At 67.7% G+C, this 16,095-nt stretch carries 15 protein-coding genes; 8 read left to right on the forward strand and 7 right to left on the reverse strand.

The window, feature by feature from the left end; all coding sequences use genetic code 11:
* Positions 1-99: 99 nt before the first annotated feature.
* Entirely contained in the window at positions 100-1,203 is a 1,104-nt protein-coding gene (locus ACFVVI_RS24185) for a metallophosphoesterase (protein WP_387446976.1), read from the forward strand.
* A 30-nt stretch (positions 1,204-1,233) separates the two neighbouring features.
* Here ACFVVI_RS24185 and ACFVVI_RS24190 read toward each other — a convergent pair whose 3' ends face one another.
* Complete coding sequence (locus ACFVVI_RS24190) at positions 1,234-2,298, reverse strand: PQQ-dependent sugar dehydrogenase (protein WP_387446978.1); 1,065 nt, start codon at positions 2,296-2,298, stop codon at positions 1,234-1,236.
* A gap of 69 nt (positions 2,299-2,367) precedes the next feature.
* Positions 2,368-2,994, reverse strand: a complete 627-nt coding sequence (locus ACFVVI_RS24195; protein WP_387446979.1) for a winged helix-turn-helix transcriptional regulator — start codon at positions 2,992-2,994, stop codon at positions 2,368-2,370.
* A gap of 83 nt (positions 2,995-3,077) precedes the next feature.
* Between ACFVVI_RS24195 and ACFVVI_RS24200 the strand changes: the two genes are divergently transcribed.
* A complete protein-coding gene (locus ACFVVI_RS24200; RefSeq protein ID WP_387446980.1) occupies positions 3,078-3,971 on the forward strand; it encodes an alpha/beta fold hydrolase in 894 nt (297 codons plus the stop codon).
* Here ACFVVI_RS24200 and ACFVVI_RS24205 read toward each other — a convergent pair.
* On the reverse strand, positions 3,956-4,378 hold the full coding sequence (locus ACFVVI_RS24205; protein WP_379312983.1) for a PaaI family thioesterase: 423 nt from the start codon (positions 4,376-4,378) through the stop codon (positions 3,956-3,958). The two genes, ACFVVI_RS24200 and ACFVVI_RS24205, sit on opposite strands and share 16 nt — an antisense overlap.
* A gap of 55 nt (positions 4,379-4,433) precedes the next feature.
* On the opposite strand from ACFVVI_RS24205, the gene ACFVVI_RS24210 reads away from it, so the two are divergent.
* A complete protein-coding gene (locus tag ACFVVI_RS24210; protein ID WP_387446981.1) occupies positions 4,434-5,051 on the forward strand; it encodes a TetR/AcrR family transcriptional regulator in 618 nt (205 codons plus the stop codon).
* Positions 5,041-5,757, forward strand: coding sequence for an HD domain-containing protein (locus ACFVVI_RS24215; protein ID WP_387446982.1), 717 nt, complete (start codon positions 5,041-5,043; stop codon positions 5,755-5,757). Before ACFVVI_RS24210 ends, ACFVVI_RS24215 begins: the two co-directional genes overlap by 11 nt.
* Before the next feature lie 39 nt (positions 5,758-5,796).
* On the opposite strand, the gene ACFVVI_RS24220 is transcribed toward ACFVVI_RS24215, so the two are convergent.
* Together ACFVVI_RS24220 and ald are read right to left on the reverse strand one after the other, a co-directional pair.
* Positions 5,797-7,257: a phospholipase D-like domain-containing protein gene (locus ACFVVI_RS24220; RefSeq protein ID WP_387446983.1), complete on the reverse strand. Its 1,461-nt coding sequence runs from the start codon at positions 7,255-7,257 to the stop codon at positions 5,797-5,799.
* 52 nt (positions 7,258-7,309) lie between these two features.
* On the reverse strand, positions 7,310-8,413 hold the full coding sequence (gene ald / locus ACFVVI_RS24225) for an alanine dehydrogenase (protein WP_378989780.1): 1,104 nt from the start codon (positions 8,411-8,413) through the stop codon (positions 7,310-7,312).
* A 120-nt stretch (positions 8,414-8,533) separates the two neighbouring features.
* Here ald and ACFVVI_RS24230 point away from each other — a divergent pair, with 120 nt between their 5' ends.
* The 3 genes from ACFVVI_RS24230 to ACFVVI_RS24240 all read left to right on the forward strand — a co-directional run bounded on the left by ACFVVI_RS24230 (position 8,534) and on the right by ACFVVI_RS24240 (position 11,298).
* On the forward strand, positions 8,534-9,046 hold the full coding sequence (locus ACFVVI_RS24230; RefSeq protein WP_387446984.1) for an Lrp/AsnC family transcriptional regulator: 513 nt from the start codon (positions 8,534-8,536) through the stop codon (positions 9,044-9,046).
* A gap of 60 nt (positions 9,047-9,106) precedes the next feature.
* Complete coding sequence (locus ACFVVI_RS24235) at positions 9,107-10,384, forward strand: MFS transporter (RefSeq protein WP_387446985.1); 1,278 nt, start codon at positions 9,107-9,109, stop codon at positions 10,382-10,384.
* A gap of 98 nt (positions 10,385-10,482) precedes the next feature.
* Positions 10,483-11,298 carry a cyclase family protein gene (locus ACFVVI_RS24240; RefSeq protein WP_387446986.1) on the forward strand — a complete coding sequence of 272 codons (816 nt, stop codon included), beginning with the start codon at positions 10,483-10,485 and terminating at the stop codon, positions 11,296-11,298.
* Between the two features lie 6 nt (positions 11,299-11,304).
* Here ACFVVI_RS24240 and ACFVVI_RS24245 read toward each other — a convergent pair whose 3' ends face one another.
* Complete coding sequence (locus ACFVVI_RS24245; RefSeq protein ID WP_387446988.1) at positions 11,305-12,858, reverse strand: FAD-binding oxidoreductase; 1,554 nt, start codon at positions 12,856-12,858, stop codon at positions 11,305-11,307.
* 123 nt (positions 12,859-12,981) lie between these two features.
* Positions 12,982-13,773, reverse strand: coding sequence for a GTP pyrophosphokinase family protein (locus tag ACFVVI_RS24250; RefSeq protein ID WP_379312973.1), 792 nt, complete (start codon positions 13,771-13,773; stop codon positions 12,982-12,984).
* 254 nt (positions 13,774-14,027) lie between these two features.
* Between ACFVVI_RS24250 and ACFVVI_RS24255 the strand changes: the two genes are divergently transcribed.
* The gene (locus ACFVVI_RS24255; RefSeq protein WP_387446989.1) at positions 14,028-16,088 is read left to right on the forward strand and encodes an AMP-binding protein; all 2,061 of its coding nucleotides are present in this window, start codon (positions 14,028-14,030) and stop codon (positions 16,086-16,088) included.
* Positions 16,089-16,095 lie beyond the last annotated feature (7 nt).

The raw sequence follows: 16,095 nt of genomic DNA on the forward strand, positions 1-16,095 counted from the left end.
TGCGACGACCTGAACTGAAATGATCTGGGGTGGCGTGCTGCCCGGACGGGGTGGCCCTGGGTGGAACGGGACTTCGTGAGCTCCGCTGTAGTGCTGATAGTGATCGTGTTGATTGCGGCGGTGATGTTCGCGGTGCCGTGGTGGGTGCTGGTTGCCGCGCCGACCGGGCGCAGTGGGTTGCGGTATCGGGTCGGGACCGGGGTCTGCGTCGCCGGCTTCGTCGGTCTGCCTGTCGCCATGTTCTTCGGGCACGGTCCGCCGCAGTTCGACCCGGCGGCGATTGCCGGTGACGTGCTGCTCGGGGTGTTGTGGGTGGTGTTCGTCTGGTCGGTGATCGGGTCGGTTGTCCGGGGTGTGCTGCGCGTTGCCGGGGTCACCGGGATGCGCGTTACCCAAGGGGTGGCTCTGGGTGTGGTGGTGGTGTCGGCGGTGCTCACGGGGTACGGGGTGTACGAGGCGCGGCGGGTGCCGCAGGTTCGGACCGTCGACATCGCGATCCCGGGCTTGGCCGAGGGGCTCGACGGGCTGCGGGTCGTGGTGCTCACCGATACTCACTTCGCCGCGATCGACCGGGAGGGATGGTCGCGAGAAGTCGTCGACGTGGTGAATGCGCAGCGGCCCGACATCGTGGGGCTGGCCGGGGATCTCGTCGACGGTTCGGTGGAGCAGCGCCGCGATCAGGTCGCCCCGCTCGCCGACGTCGAAGCGCCGCTCGGCCGGTTCTACATCACCGGCAATCACGAGTACCTCGACGACGCCCAGAGCTGGATCGACTACATGGCCGGCATCGGCTGGCAGCCGCTGCACAACGCGCACCGGACCATCGACCGCGACGGTGACCGGTTGGTTGTCGCCGGTATCGACGACCCCACCGCCGATGTGCCCGGACACGGTCCCGACCTGCCCGCCGCGCTCGCGGGCACCGACCCCGCCGCACCGGTCGTCCTGCTGGCCCACCAGCCCGCACAGGTCACCGACAGTGCCGCGGCCGGGGTGGAACTGCAGATCTCCGGGCACACCCACGGCGGTCAGATCTGGCCGTTCCACTATCTGGTCCGACTCGATCAGCCGGTCGTCTCCGGCCTGAGCAGGCACGCGAACACCCAGCTCTACACCAGCCGCGGCACCGGCTACTGGGGTCCGCCGATGCGGGTGTTCGCACCGAGTGAGATCACCGTGCTGGTGCTGCATCCCCAGCGGTGAACGCCTGCGGCACAGGATGTTTCGCCGCGTTCAGGTGCCGAGTCCGAGCCGGACGATGCGGTCGTCCCTGTCGGTAGGATCACCGCGGCCGTCGGTGTTGTTCGTCAGCAGCCACAGGGACCCGTCCGGCGCGACGGCGACATCGCGAAGGCGTCCGTACTCGCCGACGAGGAGCTCGGTCGAGTGGGCGAGGTCGTCGAGCGGGATTCGGCGCAGTCGCTCACCGCGCAGATTCGCGAGGTAGACGGACCCGTCGACAGTCGTCATCCCGCTCGGGCTGGCCTCGGACGGTTTCCACTGCTGCACAGGGTCGAGGAAACCCGCCCGCCCCGCGATGCCTTCGACCTCGGGCCACCCGTAATTTCCGCCGGGTTGGATGAGATTGAGTTCGTCCCAGGTGTTCTGGCCGAATTCACTGGCGAGCATCCGCCCGTCCGGCGCCCAGGTGATGCCCTGCGGGTTCCGGTGGCCGTAGCTGTAGACGAGTGATTCCGGCAGAGGGTTGTCGGCGGGTGCCCGCCCGTCCGGTGTCATGCGCAGGATCTTTCCGCCGAGGGACGCGCGATCCTGGGCCGTTCGGCGATTACCCGCGTCGCCGACGGTGGCATACAGCATTCCGTCGGGTCCGAAGGCGATCCGGCCGCCGTTGTGATTGGTGGCGGCGGGTAGGCCGGTGAGAATCGGTGTGCCGCTGCCCAGTCCGAGGTTGCCGGGCTGCCCGGTGAGGTCGAATCGTTCGATGCGATTGTCGTCGGCGGTGGTGTAGTAGGCGAACAGGTGCCCCTCGCGGACCGCGATGCCGAGCAGACCGCCCTCGCCGGACGGCTCGACGTCCTCGATGACCCCCACCTCGTATTGTGTTCCGTCGGTACCGATTTCGAGGATACGGGCGCTGTCACGTTCGCTCACCAGTGCGGTCGAGCCGTGGAAGGCGATCGACCACGGGGCGTCGAGCTCCTCGGTGACGGTGGTGTCGGGGCCGGACGCGCCGGTCCGGGTGGTTGCCTGCTCGGCCCGCTCGCTGGGGGCGCAGCCGCACAGCAGAGCGATGGCCGAGCCGAACGCCACGAGACACGCTCTGGTGCGGAACTCCATGTCTTCGAGACTAAACCCGCTGTTCGATCGCTTGCCAGGGGTGGCGAGCGCCTGAAACCGGTGACCGCGTCAGGCGAAGACAGCGCGCGCAACGGACTCGTCGCCATCGATCGCGACCAATCCGAGCGCGAAGGCATCGCTGAGAGTGATCGCGCCGGCGGCGAGGCCGAGGATGTAGCCGGGGTCAGCGCGGACAGTGGCGTCGAGTGCGCGGCCGTCATGCGCGCCGACCTCGAAGCCCGAGCGCGACGCGCGGAGCTGGAAGAGTGAGTCGCCGATCTCGAGACCGACTGTCGCCGACGGACGAACCTCGATACGGGCGTCGAGCAAGGCGGGGACGGCGAGGGCGAGCCATCCGGGGCGGAAGGCGTCACCGTCGGCGGGACCACGAACCATCAACGGGGTGGACCAGCGAATCAGGCTCTCGATCGGTCGGCGCAGCTCGGCACCCCACGGCGTCAGGGCGTACTCGACCACGCTGCCCTCGCCGGTCAGTCGCCGCTCGACCACGCCCGAGGCCTCGAGGTCGCGAAGCCGGTCGGCGAGCAGGTTGGTCGCGATGCCGGGCAGGCCCTCGATCAGGTCCCGGTAGCGAGCGGGGGCGAGGAGAAGCTCGCGGACGATGAGCAGGTTCCACCGGTCACCGACGACTTCGAGGGATCGGGCGAGCCCGCAGTACTGACCGTAGCTACGCATCGTTTCCTACCATCGCTTGATCTTCTCAAGTGCACGTGAGATCCTCAAGTATACCCTGATGCCGAGCCCTGAGGGGGGCCACCATGGTCGACACCACCAAGCGCGTGCGGCCCGGATGGGTCGACGACGAACTGTTCCCGTTCGAGAGTCGATTCGTCGAGATCGACGGGCACACCGTGCACTACGTCGACGAGGGATCAGGCCCCACTCTGCTGCTCCTGCACGGCAATCCGACCTGGTCGTTCCTGTGGCGCGACGTGATCGGTGCACTGCGCGCCGACTTCCGTTGCGTCGCACTCGACTACCCGGGATTCGGGCTGTCCTCGCCGCGGCCCGGCTACCGCTTCCTGCCCGAGGAACACGCAGCGGTGGTCGCCGGGTTCGTCGACGCGCTCGGCCTCGAGGGAGTCACCTTGGTCGGGCAGGATTGGGGCGGCATGATCGGCCTGGCGGTCGCGCAGCGGCGGCCGGGCGTCTTCGATCGGCTGGTCCTCGCCAACACCTGGGCCTGGCCGGTCAACGGGGTCCTCCACTTCGAGGCCTTCGGTCGCATCATCGGCGGCCCCGCGATCCGCTTCCTGGTCCGGCGGCTCAACCTCCTCGTGAACGGGTTCATTCCCACCGGCCATCGACGGCGAAAGCCGACCGCAGCCGAAATGACGCACTACCGTCAGGCGCTCGGCACCCCTGAGCGGCGCCAAGCCAGCGCCGTGCTTCCCGGCCGGGTTCTCGCGAGCCGGGACTTCTTCGCCGAGGTCGAGGCCGGGCTCGGCGACGTCGCTCATCTGCCGACGCTGATCGTGTGGGGCGATGCCGACATCGCCTTCCGTGCGCAGGAGCGCGAGCGTCTGGAAGCGACGTTCACCGACCACGAGACGGTGATCGTCGAGGGCGCGGGCACCTACGTCGAATCCGACGCACCCGAGGAGTTCGTCGCCGCGATCCGCGACTGGACGGCGATTCAGCCCACTTTGTAAGTGCCGCCGCCCGCCGCGATCAACCGACCGTCGTCGGTGGCGACGATGTCGACCCGGCAGGTGCTGAGCCGGCGGCCCGCGCGCAGGCGGGTGCCGATGATGTCGATGCTTTCGGCGCGGGCGGGCTGGATGAAGTCGATCGACATCGAGACGGTGACGCCGCGCAGCTGCTCGGGCAGGCGCGCGCCTGCCCAGGACGCGGCCATGATGCCGATGTCGATGCAGCTCGCGAGGGCGCCGCCGTGAACCATGTCGCCGACCGTGACGAGTTCGTCCCGGAACGGCATGCGCAGGCGGGCCCGGCCTTCGTCGATGTCGATGAGCTCGATGCCCATGTGCTGGACGAAAGGGGATTGGGGCAGGAACAGCGACATTGCTTCGCTGCCGGTGCGGGGGGAGGTGATCATCGAGACTCCTATCGGAAGTTGACTACGATATCGGAATGAGACTACGGTATTTCGTATGACGTTGGAACCCCCGACAGACCGACGAAAACGCCGGACACACACCGCCGTTCTCGATGCCGCGCAGATCCTGTTCCAGCGAGAGGGCTACCGCGGCACCACCATCGACATGCTCGCCGGTGAGGCCGACGTCGCGGTCAGTTCGATCTACGCCAACTTCCGTGCGGGCAAGGCCGATGTGTACGCCGCGCTGGCGTGGCGCATCGCGACCCGCCATGCGGAGGCGATGTCCGCACCGACCGGCGACGAGCCGATTCCGCGCGACGAAGTGGCCGCCGTCTTCGACCGCTACGTCACGTTCCATCGGGAGAACCCGCTCGCGCTGCGCATTCTGGCGCTGACCGACGTCGATATCAGCGAATCCGAACTGGCGGCGAAAGCCAAGACGCAGATCGACGGTGTGCTGGGCGGGTTGGTCGAATCCTTCGCCGCCGCAGTGCGGCGCGGGGGATGCGATGTCGAAGCCCGTGCGCTGGTGCTGGTTTCGTGGGCGGCGGTGAACGGTGCCTACTCGTTGTTCCAGCGACGGATGGTCGACCGATCGACCCTGGATGTCATGCTCGGTATCGCCCGAGCCGATCTTCTTTCCCATGTGGGCGGCCACGATGAAGCGTGACGGCGAGCTCAGCCGACGGCAGCAGATCCGTACTGTGAGTGCGGCATCGGTCGCGCAGACCATGGCCCTGCCCCATCTCGTTCGCGGGCTGCGCCGCGGCGGCGACGTTTCGGGGTGGCCTGCCCCGGTACCGCCGGATTCGCGGCTGTGTCGCTCCGCGCTCGACGAGGCGACGGAAGTGCTCACTCCGGCGCTGCTCGCGCACAGTCTGCGATGCTGGGAATTCGGTACGGCCTTGGCGCAAGTGGACGATCTCGCGCCCGATCCTGAGGCGCTCTACCTCGCGTGCGTCCTGCACGATGTCGGAGTGGGTGCGCCCGACGATGCGACGACGGGGTGTTTCGCCCTGCTCGGCGCCGACCGGGCTCGCACGTTCGTCACCGACCGGGGCGCTACCCCCGAGCTGGGCCAGTGCGTCCATACCGCCATCGCCCGGCACATGGATCCGCGTACTCCGCGCGACGACGGCGCCGAAGCGAGGTTGCTGCACGACGCCGCCCACCTGGACGTCGTCGGGCTGCGCGCCCACCACCTCGATCCCGGTCAGATCGCCGAAATCCACGCCCGCCACGGACGCGACGGATTCAGTAGCGAGTTCGCCGCCGCGATGCGCCACGAAGCGCGCGTCCGCCCACGCTCGACAGCGGCGACACTGTGGTGGGCGGGAATGCCGATCGCCATCGCGCTGAATCCCCTCGATCGCTGACGGCGGTCGAGGGGGCAGGCAGCGATCAGGAAACCAGGATCAGTCGGTGCGGACACCCCGGGCCGGAAACAGGCTGTCCCACAGTCGCGTCGGGGTTCGCTCGGGATCCATCAAGTCGTTCTCGGCCAGGGGACTGTCCTCGTTCTCGACGGTCGCCGGCTCGAATCGTTGCAGGGTCCGGCCGTCGCCGCGCAGTGCCTCGACGGTGCGCACCAGCGAGGATGTCTCGGCGAGCGTGGCGTCGAACTTCGCGGGTTCGGCGTCGAGATGTTCGCACAGCAGCGTGCGCCGGATGCCGAGGATGGTCTCGCGCAGTTGCTCACCGTCTGCGGTGGCAGGGGTGACCTCGACGGCCAGATCGCATTCGGTGTCGAATCCCATCGAACGGTTGTTGAGATTCGACGATCCCACCCGCAGCAGGCGGTCGTCCATCACCAACACCTTGGCATGGACATAGATGGGCGCACCGGCGGCGGTGACGGGATAGTAGACGCCGAGCCGATTCTCGGTGTCGGCCTTCCACAGCAGGTGCAGCAGGCGGCGGCGGGCTCCATCCATGGCCTGTTGCTCGAGCCAGCCGTCGGCGTTGCGGGGCAGTACCAGCACGACCTCCGGGCCGTTGCGCTCGCGCAGGCGGGTCGCGATCGCCTCTGCGAGCGTGCGCGAGGCGAGGTACTGGCTTTCGATGTAGAGCGAGCTGGTGGCGCCCGCGATCGCCGCCAGATACAGCGCCTCGATCTCGCGAACTTCGGCGCGGTCGGCGAGTTCTGGCAGCGTCCGCGCGATACCGACATCGACCGACCGCATCGTCGGTTCCAGGCCCTGCGGCCACGGAGTGTCCCCGGCGATCTCGCCGAGCGGGTCCAGTTCCCGGCCGGTGGCCGCTTTCCATCTGGCACGAGCCAGCTCGCCGATGGCTTTCGCCGCGTCCCCGTCGACGGCGGTGGTCGCGTCGTGCCAGGGACCGTAGCGGTTGCCGTTCGGCGCGGTCCGGAAACCGTTGTCGTCGCGGTGGTCGCTGGTGTCCCAGCGATCGACAGTCATGTCGATGCCGCCGCAGAACGCGAGCCGGTCATCGATCACCACGATCTTTTGATGATGTGCCGACCCGATCGGGTGCGCGGCGTCCATTTCGAAGTGCAGTCGACGGTCGGTCAGCCAGTTGACGACGAAGATCGGTGTCATCCCGCGGCTCATCGCGGTGAAGGCGCCGATGTTCCATTTCAGCAGATAGATCTCGAGGTCCGGGCGATGCCGTGGCAGCCAGGACAGGAATTTGCCCAGCCGCTCTGGTCCTTCGAGGGTCTTGCCGTGTGGTTCGAATTTGATCCGGGTGTCGAAATCCCAGCCGATCAGCACGATGCGTTTGCGGGCTTGCAACATCGCCGACTTGGCATGGCGGAAGTAGTCCGCCGCGTCGACGATGCATGCCAGCCGGTCCGCCTCGGCGATCTGCCAGCAGGTTTCGCCGGGAGAAAGGATCGGTTGCTCGTCGCGCATGGGTAGTCAGTTCTTTCGTCCGTCCGGCCACCTGTCCCCGCAGGTGAACGATTCACACTACTGCGTGGACCCCCAGGTCGTGGGCCGCGGCGACCGCGGCGTTGGTGAGGTTGCCCGCATGGGTGTTCAGGCCCAGCGCGAGACCGGGATCTTCGGCGCAGGCGCGTTCCCAGCCCTTGTCGGCCAAGGCCACCACGTAGGGCAGGGTGGCGTTGGTGAGTGCGTAGGTCGAGGTGTGCGGTACCGAGCCCGGCATGTTCGCCACGCAATAGAACGTCGTTTCGTGGACCGGATAGGTCGGCTCCGCGTGGGTGGTGGGGTGGGTGTCTTCGAAGCAGCCGCCCTGATCGACCGCGATATCGACCAGCACCGAACCCGGCTTCATCTGCGCGACGAGGTCGTTGCTCACCAGCTTCGGGGCGGCGGCGCCGGGGATCAGCACAGCGCCGATCACCATGTCCGCCGCGCGGACCTGCTCGGCGATCGCCAGCTTCGACGACGCCAGGCCGCGCACACGGTTGTTGTAGCGCCAGAACGACATCCGCAACTTGTCGAGATCGGTGTCGAGCAGGGTCACGTCCGCGCCCATACCCAAGGCGATGTTGGCCGCGTTCTGGCCCGCGACGCCCGCCCCGATGATGACCACCTTGGCCTGGTCGACACCGCCGACACCGCCGAGCAGCACTCCGCGACCACCGTAGGGCTTCATCAACGCGTGCGCGCCGACCTGTGGCGCCAGACAGCCCGCGACCTCCGACATCGGATACAGCAACGGCAGCGCCCCGGACGGCAGTTGCACGGTCTCGTAGGCGATGGCCGTAACCCGGTGCGCCAGTAGCTGTTCGGTCAACGGTCGATCCGCGGCCAGATGCAGGTAGGTGAACAGGGCGAGTCCTGCGCGCAAGCGGTGATACTCCTGGGCGACTGGCTCTTTGACCTTCAACACCAGGTCCGCCCCGGCCCAGACGTCGTCGGCCGCGGTGAGGATCTGTGCTCCGGCCGCGAGGTATTCGGAGTCGGGAATCGACGATCCCACCCCGGCCCCGGCTTCGATGATCACGTGGTGACCGTTCGACACCAGTTCGTGCACGCCGATCGGTGTGATCGCCACACGAAACTCGTTGTTCTTGACTTCCTTGGGGACACCGATGCGCATGGAAGCTCCTGCTCGAGGATGTTCGGGTTCTGACATGAGCATCAGCGATAACCACAGCAATCAGCGATAAACTCTGCACAATCAGCGGAATTGGGCGTCCGAGCTGAGTATCCTGCGGTGATGGCGTCGCGACAGCAACCCCGACCGCACCCCGTGCAGCCGTTCCGGGGGTCGCCGTCGAGCCTGGACGACATCGACCGTCAGCTGCTCGCCGAACTCGCCGAGGACGCGCGCGTACCCAACAACGTCCTGGCGGCCCGGGTGGGCATCGCCGCGTCGACCTGTTCGCTGCGGCTGCGCAGGCTCCGCGAACTCGGTGCGATCCGCGGCTTCTACACCGACATCGCCCCGGAGGCGCTGGGGCTGCCCCTGCAGGCGATGATCTCGGTTCAGGTCCAGCCGGCGGCGCGGGCGCGAATCGGTGAACTCAGCGCCAAGCTCGCCGCGCTGCCGGGTGTGGTGAATGTGTACTTCCTCGCCGGGACGGTCGACTTCTTGATCCAGATGTCGGCGGCCTCACCGGACGCGTTGCGCGAGTTCGTCACCCAGGAGCTCAGCGCGACCCGCGAATTCGCCTCGACCGAGACGAGCTTGGTCTTCGAACACATTCGCAGCCCACCGCCCACCCGCTGAGATCGGATCACGCCGAGCCTGTGCACTGTGCCCGCGTGGACTCTCTGCGACGATGTGCCCATGAGCACCACCACCCGACCGGGTGTGATCACGGCAGGCACGCTGGTTCTGTTGTCGTCGCTGTACTTCGCGCAGGGGCTGCCGTTCGGCTTCTTCACCCAGGCGCTGCCGGTGGTGTTGCGCGAATCGGGCTATTCGCTGGTGGCGATCAGTGCCTCGGGGGTGCTGTTCCTGCCGTGGGCGCTGAAGTTTCTCTGGGCGCCCTACGTCGACCGCTACGGCACTCGGCGCACCTGGCTGCTGGTGTTGCAACTGCTGTCGGCCGCGGTCGCGCTGGTGCTGGCCTGCCTGGATCTGTCGTCCTCGCTGCGATGGTTGTTCGCGGGCATCGTGGTGGTGAATCTGCTGTCGGCGACCCAGGACGTGGCGACCGACGGTGTGGCCGTGCGATTACTCGGGCCGCGAGAGCGTGGGCTGGGCAACGGGATCCAGGTCGGTGCCTATCGCATCGGGATGATCGTCGGCGGTGGCGCCCTGCTGTGGTTGTTCGCACTGGCCGGGTGGCGGGCACTGTTCCTGGCCATGGCGGCGTTGATCGTGCTCACCACGGTGCCGGTATGGCTGATGCGCGAGCGGGTCGCGGACCGGCTGCCGGCACCGAAACCCGCGCGGTTGCTCGGCGCCTGGTGGACCCGATTGCGCCGCCCCGGCATGCTGGCCTTCATCGCGTTGATCGGCGCCTTCAAATTCGGTGACTCGATGGCCGCGGCGCTCAACGGTCCCTTCCTGTCCGACGCCGGACTCGGCCTCAGCGAGATCGCGCTGATCAAAGGCGTCCTGTCCTCGGCGGGTGCGCTGGCGGGCGCGGCCATGGGCGGCTGGCTGGCCTACCGCTACGGCCGTCGGCAGGCGCTGCTGATCGGCGGTGTCACCCAGACCGCGAGCATTGCGCTGTATCTGGTCGCGTCCCTCGGCCTCGGTGGCTTCGAACTTCTGGTCGCGGCAAGCCTGGCCGAACACATCTTCGGCGGTGCCGCCACCGTCGCCGTTTTCGCGCTGATGATGGACGCGTCCGAATCCGAGCACGCGGGCAGCGACTACACCTTGCTCGCCTGCGCGATCGTCGTCGTCCAAGGCATCGCCGGGATGGCCGCGGGTCTCATCGGCGACCTGGCCGGATATCCCACACTCTTCGCCACCGGTCTCATCCTCTCCGGACTCGGTTGCGCCGCGATGATTCTCGGCCTGTCGCGGGGTCTCGGTCCCACCGGCCTGCACCGAGCCCTCGTGCCGACGGACAGTCCACGACACGACGGCGACCGCAGCGCCGTCCGGTAGCCCGGCGAACGCGGTCCACCTGGTCGACCGGAAGTCCCGGCCTTGCCATCGACGCCGATCAGAGGCCGTACCGGGCTCGCTCGGCTATCTTGAGTCCGATGTGCTCGCCGGAGATCGTTCGTCTCGCCCACGAGAGTGCGCCGCAGCCGAGTCGGCGGGCGGTGTTCGGTCTCGCGGGCCTCACCGCATTGGCCGCGGTGGCGCCCGCCCCTGCCGTAGCCGCGCCGCGCTCCGGCGTCGTCGACCTCACCCACACGCTCACGCCGCAACTGCCGGTGTGGCCGGGTAATCCGCCGATGGCCATGGTCCCGGTGGCCTGGCACGAGGCGGGTGGGTTCGGGCAGTTCGCGCTCAGGTACTGGGAGCACACGGGAACCCATCTCGACGCGCCCGCGCATCGGATCCCCGGCGCCACGACCACCGATGTCCTCGCTGTCGAGGACCTCGTCGCGCCGCTCGTCGTCCTCGATATCAGCGCCAAAGCCGCCGTCGACGTCGACGCGGTGGTGACCATCGCCGATATCGACAGTTGGCGATCACGGCACGGTGACATCCCCGAACGGGCCTTCGTCGCGATGTATTCCGGCTGGGAACATCGCCTCGACCGACCGTCGACCTTCCTCAATCTCGACGAGCGCGGCACACCACACGCGCCGGGATTCTCCGCCGAGGCCGCGCGATACCTCGTCGCGCACTGCGGAATCGTCGGCGCCGGAGTCGACACGCTCAGCCTGGATTGCGGTGCCGATCCCGAATACGGTGCGCACACAGCCTTTCTCGGCGCGGGGCGCTACGGGGTGGAGATGCTCGCCAATCTCGCCACGGTCCCGGCGACGGGCGCGACGATCGTCGTCGGCGCACCGAACCACGCGGGCGGCACAGGCGGACCGTGCCGGGTGCTCGCACTCACCTGACCACCGTCACCAGTCCGGTCGACCGATCGACAGTCGGTGCCGGAAAATGTTTCCCGGATCCGCGGCCGCCTTGACTCGGAGCAGTCGCCGATAGTTGTCGCCGTAATAGAAGGCGTGCCACGGCAGGCCGGAGGTGTTCCATTCGGCATCGGCCAGATCCGGGTCCGGGTAGTTGATGTAACTGCCGCCGTAGGCCTTGTTCGGCACCGGAACACCACCGGTTTCGGCGTGGACGTCGCGATACATCTGGCGCGCCCAGCGCACATACCGGTCGTCATCCGACGGCAGCCGCCACGATGCGTGGATCAGCATCTTCATGAACGAATCCCGGGCGGGCATCGCCGTCGCGTCGCCGGCGACGGCATTGATCGCGCCGCCGAACGGCAGGAATTCGAGCTGGGACTCACCGAGGAAACGGAGATCGGTGATGGAGCGGTAGAAGATTCGGAGTTGATCGGGGGAGTACGCCGTGCGCAGATAGGCGGCTTTGACCTTGACGCGCGTGGTGTTCACGCCCTTCGCGTAATACACCTGGTTCACAGTGTCGGCGTAGGACAGCTGGGCGAGCGGGGTGAGAATGGGCGGCGGGAACACGCCGTCGCTCACCGTGGCGACGAATTCGTCGAAACGGGTTCGCGCGTGCGGTGTTCCGGCATCGAGCAGGATCAGCATCTCGGCCGCGCCGGTGCCGGTCGTCCGGATCATCAGCGGCGCGTAGAGACCGGCGAAGTCATTGCCGGGGGCGCTGTGGCGTTCGAAGAACCCGAGATAGTTGGTGAGTAACCGGACGAACGAATCCTCGGTCGTGATCGGCAGGATCAGTCGCGCGTTGAGCATGCTGCCCGGCGGCTTCGGTAGCGCGTGTGCCGGGTCCGCGCCGTCTGATTCGGGCGACCGGAGCAGATACCGGGTCACCACACCGAAATTGCCGCCGCCGCCACCGGTATGCGCCCACCACAGATCGCGGTCTGGGCCATCGCCGGTCGCGACCACGATGTTCGCCGTGCCGTCGGTATCGACGGTAACGACTTCCACCCCGGCCAGGTGATCGGCCACGAGTCCGAAGCGCCGCGACAGCGGGCCATAGCCACCACCGCAGACGTGACCGCCCATCCCGACGCCGAGACAGATCCCACCCGGCACGGTGACGCCCCAGCGGTGCAGGGCGTTGTAGACGGTGCCGATGTCGGCGCCGGCGTCGACGGAGAACGCGCGGTGCCGCTCGTCCCAGAACACCGCGTTCAGTCGGCCGAGGTCGATGATCGAACGGGTCCGGTCGTTGTCGACGAAATCATCGAAGCAATGTCCGCCCGAGCGCGCCGCGATCGGCGAGCCCTCGGCCACCGCCCCGGCCACCGCGCGACGAACCTCCTCGGCGCTGGAAGGCACGAAGATCTTCGCGGGGCGAGCCACGAAGCGCCGGTTGTAGCCGCGCGCGGCCAGCGACTGGAACTCGCTCGTGCCGAGCACCGGCTCCTCGGCGCGGCTCACGGGCACACCCAGCGCGGCCGCTGTACCACCGGCCGCGGCCGCGGCGATCAGCTGTCGACGGGAGAGCACCACCGGGTTCCTTTCGCGCCGTGTTCGAGGATCTGCTCGGACAGTAGCGGAATCGCCAGGGCATGGACGCCAGAAATGCGGCGCGGCGCAGTGGTTGTGAGGTCGATATCGAAGCCGGTGGCGTCAGGTCGGCGGATCGGTGGGGCGCAGGTAGACGGGGTGGCCACCGGTGAGGCTGTTGTACAGCACGCTGAGGTCGAGGGAGTCCGTGGTCGGCTTCGTCTTCGGGGGTGCGCTGCGGTCGACCTGGCGGTGGAGCGCTTCCATCTTCTCGTCGAGCTGGGTGGCGACCTCGGCGGCCTGGGCCAGGTCGGTGCGCAGGTTCGGCGGGACCTCGCCGCGGTACTTGTAGTAGATCTTGTGCTCGAGGCTGGCCCAGAAGTCCATCGCGATCGTGCGGATCTGGATCTCGACCGGAATCAGCTCGGTGCGGTCGGAGCGGAACACCGGGATCGACACGATCAGGTGCATGCTCTGGTAGCCGTTCGGCTTGCGGTGGGTGATGTAGTCGCGCTCCTCGAGGACCGTGATGTCTTCCTGACCGGCCAGCATGTCCCGGATCGTGCCGATATCGGAGATGAAGCTGCACACCACCCTGACCCCGGCGATATCGAGCACGTTCTCGCGGATCGCCGCCAGATTCATCGCGTAGTTCTTGCGACGGACCTTCTCGAGAACACTCTCGGGCGACTTGAGCCGCGACCCCACATGCTCGATCGGGTTGTACTCGTGGGTGTTGTTGAAGTCCTCCCGCAAGATGTTGATCTTGGTCGTCACCTCGTCGATCGCGAACTTGTAGCCGAGCATGAAGTCGACGAACTGCTCCCTGAGGATCCGCAGGTCATCGATGCCGACGTGGCCTCCGTCGCCGAGCGGGCCGTCATCGGAGCTGGGGTCGCGCTGCCACTGTTTCATCGTCCTCCATTGTGCCGTCCTTCCCGCGAACACCTCGACCAGTGCGTGCGGCATCACGTTGGCACCTCTCACAGCTGCTGGGTGATCCGGTTCGTTCGGTGACCAGAATCCGTAGATGTTTCGTTTGCCCACGGGCAGGCAGGCTGATGATGACTTCTGGTGCAGTGCCTGACGACGGGCACCGTCACGGCACGGGGGCCGAGGCGAGCAGGCACTACCCGGCAATGTGGCCGGGCTGAGGAAAGCGCGCAGCAATGCCCAGTGATGTCGTCGATGTGTCCGTGGAGTTCTCCATCCCACGCCGGGCTCTGTGGGATGTGTTGCTCGAACCGCAGAGTTATCCGCGGCTGTGGGCCGGGATCGGGGGGTGCGATCGGCTGCTCCAGCCGGACGGGAGCACCGTGTGGGAGGTCAGAATCGGGGACCGGGCCGCGGGCGTGCGGCGAACGGGGCTGGCACTGACCATCGGTCGCTGGTACGAGAGTTTCGAACTGCACAACCCCGAATCGGGCAGTTTCGCCCTGGTCCGGCTCACCGGCGACGAGCAGCGCACCCGGGTGAGCGTGACCGTCTTCGCGGCGCCGCGGCTGCACCCGACGCTCGCGGGGGTGACGAACTCGGTGATCATCGGGTGGGTCAAGGACGGGCTGCGGCGCGCGGCCGATGTCGTGGGTGGCGCACGGACCTCGGTGGTGGCCAATGGCAACCGGGCACCGATCCGGCGCAAGTCCGAAATCGTGCGCTGGTGGGTGCAGTCGGGTCAGGTGTCGCCGCCGCTGACCTCGGCCAGGCAGCTGCGCTCGCTGTACCGGTGGGGATTCAATCTGGCGGGCGGCTACGCCGCAGGCGCCGCGCACAGCCCGGACCAGGTCGCGCTCGTCGACGACACCAGCACCGCCACCTTCGCCGAAACCGACAAGCGGACCACCGCGTTGGCGGGTGCGATGTACGAGGTCGGGCTGCGTGCGGGCGACGCGGTGGGACTACTGGCCGGAAATCATTGCGGCATGGTCGAATCGATGGTCGCGGCGGGCAAGCTCGGGGTCGACGTCGCGCTGCTGAACTCGGGACTGTCGGGGCGGCGGATCGAGGACATCGTGCAGCGGCACCGGCTGTCGGCGTTGTTCGTCGACACCGATCTGGCGCATCTGGTGCAGTACCTGCACACCGATCTGCCGCGCTTCTTCACCGACGACGCGCCCGCCGACCCGACCCGGATCACGATCGAAGACCTCATCGCGGTCCGCCACACGAAGTTCCCCGTCCCGACGGTGCCCGGACGTCAGATCGTGCTCACCTCGGGCACCAGCGGCACCCCGAAGGGAGCGCGGCGCCCGCACCCGAAGGGTTTCGACACGTTGGTCGCGCTGCTGTCGCTGATTCCGATCCACGCCGGCAGCACCATGATGATCCCGGCGCCGCTGTTCCATACCTGGGGGCTCTCCGCGCTGCAATTGAGCACCGCGGTGCGAGCCACAGTGGTGCTGACCCAGGGCTTCGACGCCGAGGAATGCCTGCGCCGCGTCGCCGAACACGGGGTGCACACGCTCATCGCGGTGCCCACGATGGTGCAACGCCTCGTCGATCTGCCCGAGCAGGTGCGACAGCGGTACGACCTGAGCAGCCTGCGGCATGTGATCAGCTGTGGCGCGCCGCTCGCGGCGGTCACCGTCGACCGGTTCCTCGACGACTACGGCGACGTCCTCTACAACCTCTACGGGTCCACGGAGGTCTCCTGGGCCAGCGTGGCCGGGCCCGACGACCTGCGCGCCGCACCGACGACGGCCGGACGCCCGCCGCTGGGCACCAAGATCGCCATCCTCGACGCCGAGCACAAGGCGGTGCCGGTCGGCGTGGTGGGGCGGATCTTCGTCGGCAATCACATGCTGTTCGACGGTTATGTCAGCGATTCCCCGCCCGAGGAATCCGACGGCATGATGGACACCGGTGACCTCGGCTACCTCGATGCCGAGGGCAGGCTGTTCGTGGCGGGCCGCGACGACGAGATGATCATCTCGGGCGGTGAGAACGTCTTCCCGCGCCCGGTGGAGGAGGCGCTGGCGCACCTGCCGCAGGTCACCGATGTCGCGGTGGTCGGCGTGCCCGATCGCGAATTCGGGCAGCGTCTGGCCGCGTTCCTCGTCAAGCACGAAGGCTCCGGGCTCGACCCTGACATGGTGCGCACCTACGTTCGAAACCGCCTCAGCCGCTTCTCTGTTCCGCGCGACGTCACCTTCCTCAACGCGCTGCCACGCGGTGAGACCGGCAAGGTGCTCAAGCGCTTGCTGGTCGATCCGGAGGGGCTGGCCGGCTGAGCCGCCA

This window comes from Nocardia sp. NPDC058114 (assembly GCF_042884695.1).
Taxonomy (GTDB): domain Bacteria; phylum Actinomycetota; class Actinomycetes; order Mycobacteriales; family Mycobacteriaceae; genus Nocardia.

Bases quoted from the DNA above. Each gene is read 5' to 3' on its own strand.
- ACFVVI_RS24190 (WP_387446978.1), bottom strand. From the start codon at position 2,298: ATGGAGTTCCGCACCAGAGCGTGTCTCGTGGCGTTCGGCTCGGCCATC.
- ACFVVI_RS24195 (WP_387446979.1), bottom strand. From the start codon at position 2,994: ATGCGTAGCTACGGTCAGTACTGCGGGCTCGCCCGATCCCTCGAAGTC.
- ACFVVI_RS24200 (WP_387446980.1), top strand. From the start codon at position 3,078: ATGGTCGACACCACCAAGCGCGTGCGGCCCGGATGGGTCGACGACGAA.
- ACFVVI_RS24205 (WP_379312983.1), bottom strand. From the start codon at position 4,378: ATGATCACCTCCCCCCGCACCGGCAGCGAAGCAATGTCGCTGTTCCTG.
- ACFVVI_RS24210 (WP_387446981.1), top strand. From the start codon at position 4,434: ATGACGTTGGAACCCCCGACAGACCGACGAAAACGCCGGACACACACC.
- ACFVVI_RS24215 (WP_387446982.1), top strand. From the start codon at position 5,041: ATGAAGCGTGACGGCGAGCTCAGCCGACGGCAGCAGATCCGTACTGTG.
- ACFVVI_RS24220 (WP_387446983.1), bottom strand. From the start codon at position 7,257: ATGCGCGACGAGCAACCGATCCTTTCTCCCGGCGAAACCTGCTGGCAG.
- ald (WP_378989780.1), bottom strand. From the start codon at position 8,413: ATGCGCATCGGTGTCCCCAAGGAAGTCAAGAACAACGAGTTTCGTGTG.
- ACFVVI_RS24230 (WP_387446984.1), top strand. From the start codon at position 8,534: ATGGCGTCGCGACAGCAACCCCGACCGCACCCCGTGCAGCCGTTCCGG.
- ACFVVI_RS24235 (WP_387446985.1), top strand. From the start codon at position 9,107: ATGAGCACCACCACCCGACCGGGTGTGATCACGGCAGGCACGCTGGTT.
- ACFVVI_RS24240 (WP_387446986.1), top strand. From the start codon at position 10,483: ATGTGCTCGCCGGAGATCGTTCGTCTCGCCCACGAGAGTGCGCCGCAG.
- ACFVVI_RS24250 (WP_379312973.1), bottom strand. From the start codon at position 13,773: ATGAAACAGTGGCAGCGCGACCCCAGCTCCGATGACGGCCCGCTCGGC.
- ACFVVI_RS24255 (WP_387446989.1), top strand. From the start codon at position 14,028: ATGCCCAGTGATGTCGTCGATGTGTCCGTGGAGTTCTCCATCCCACGC.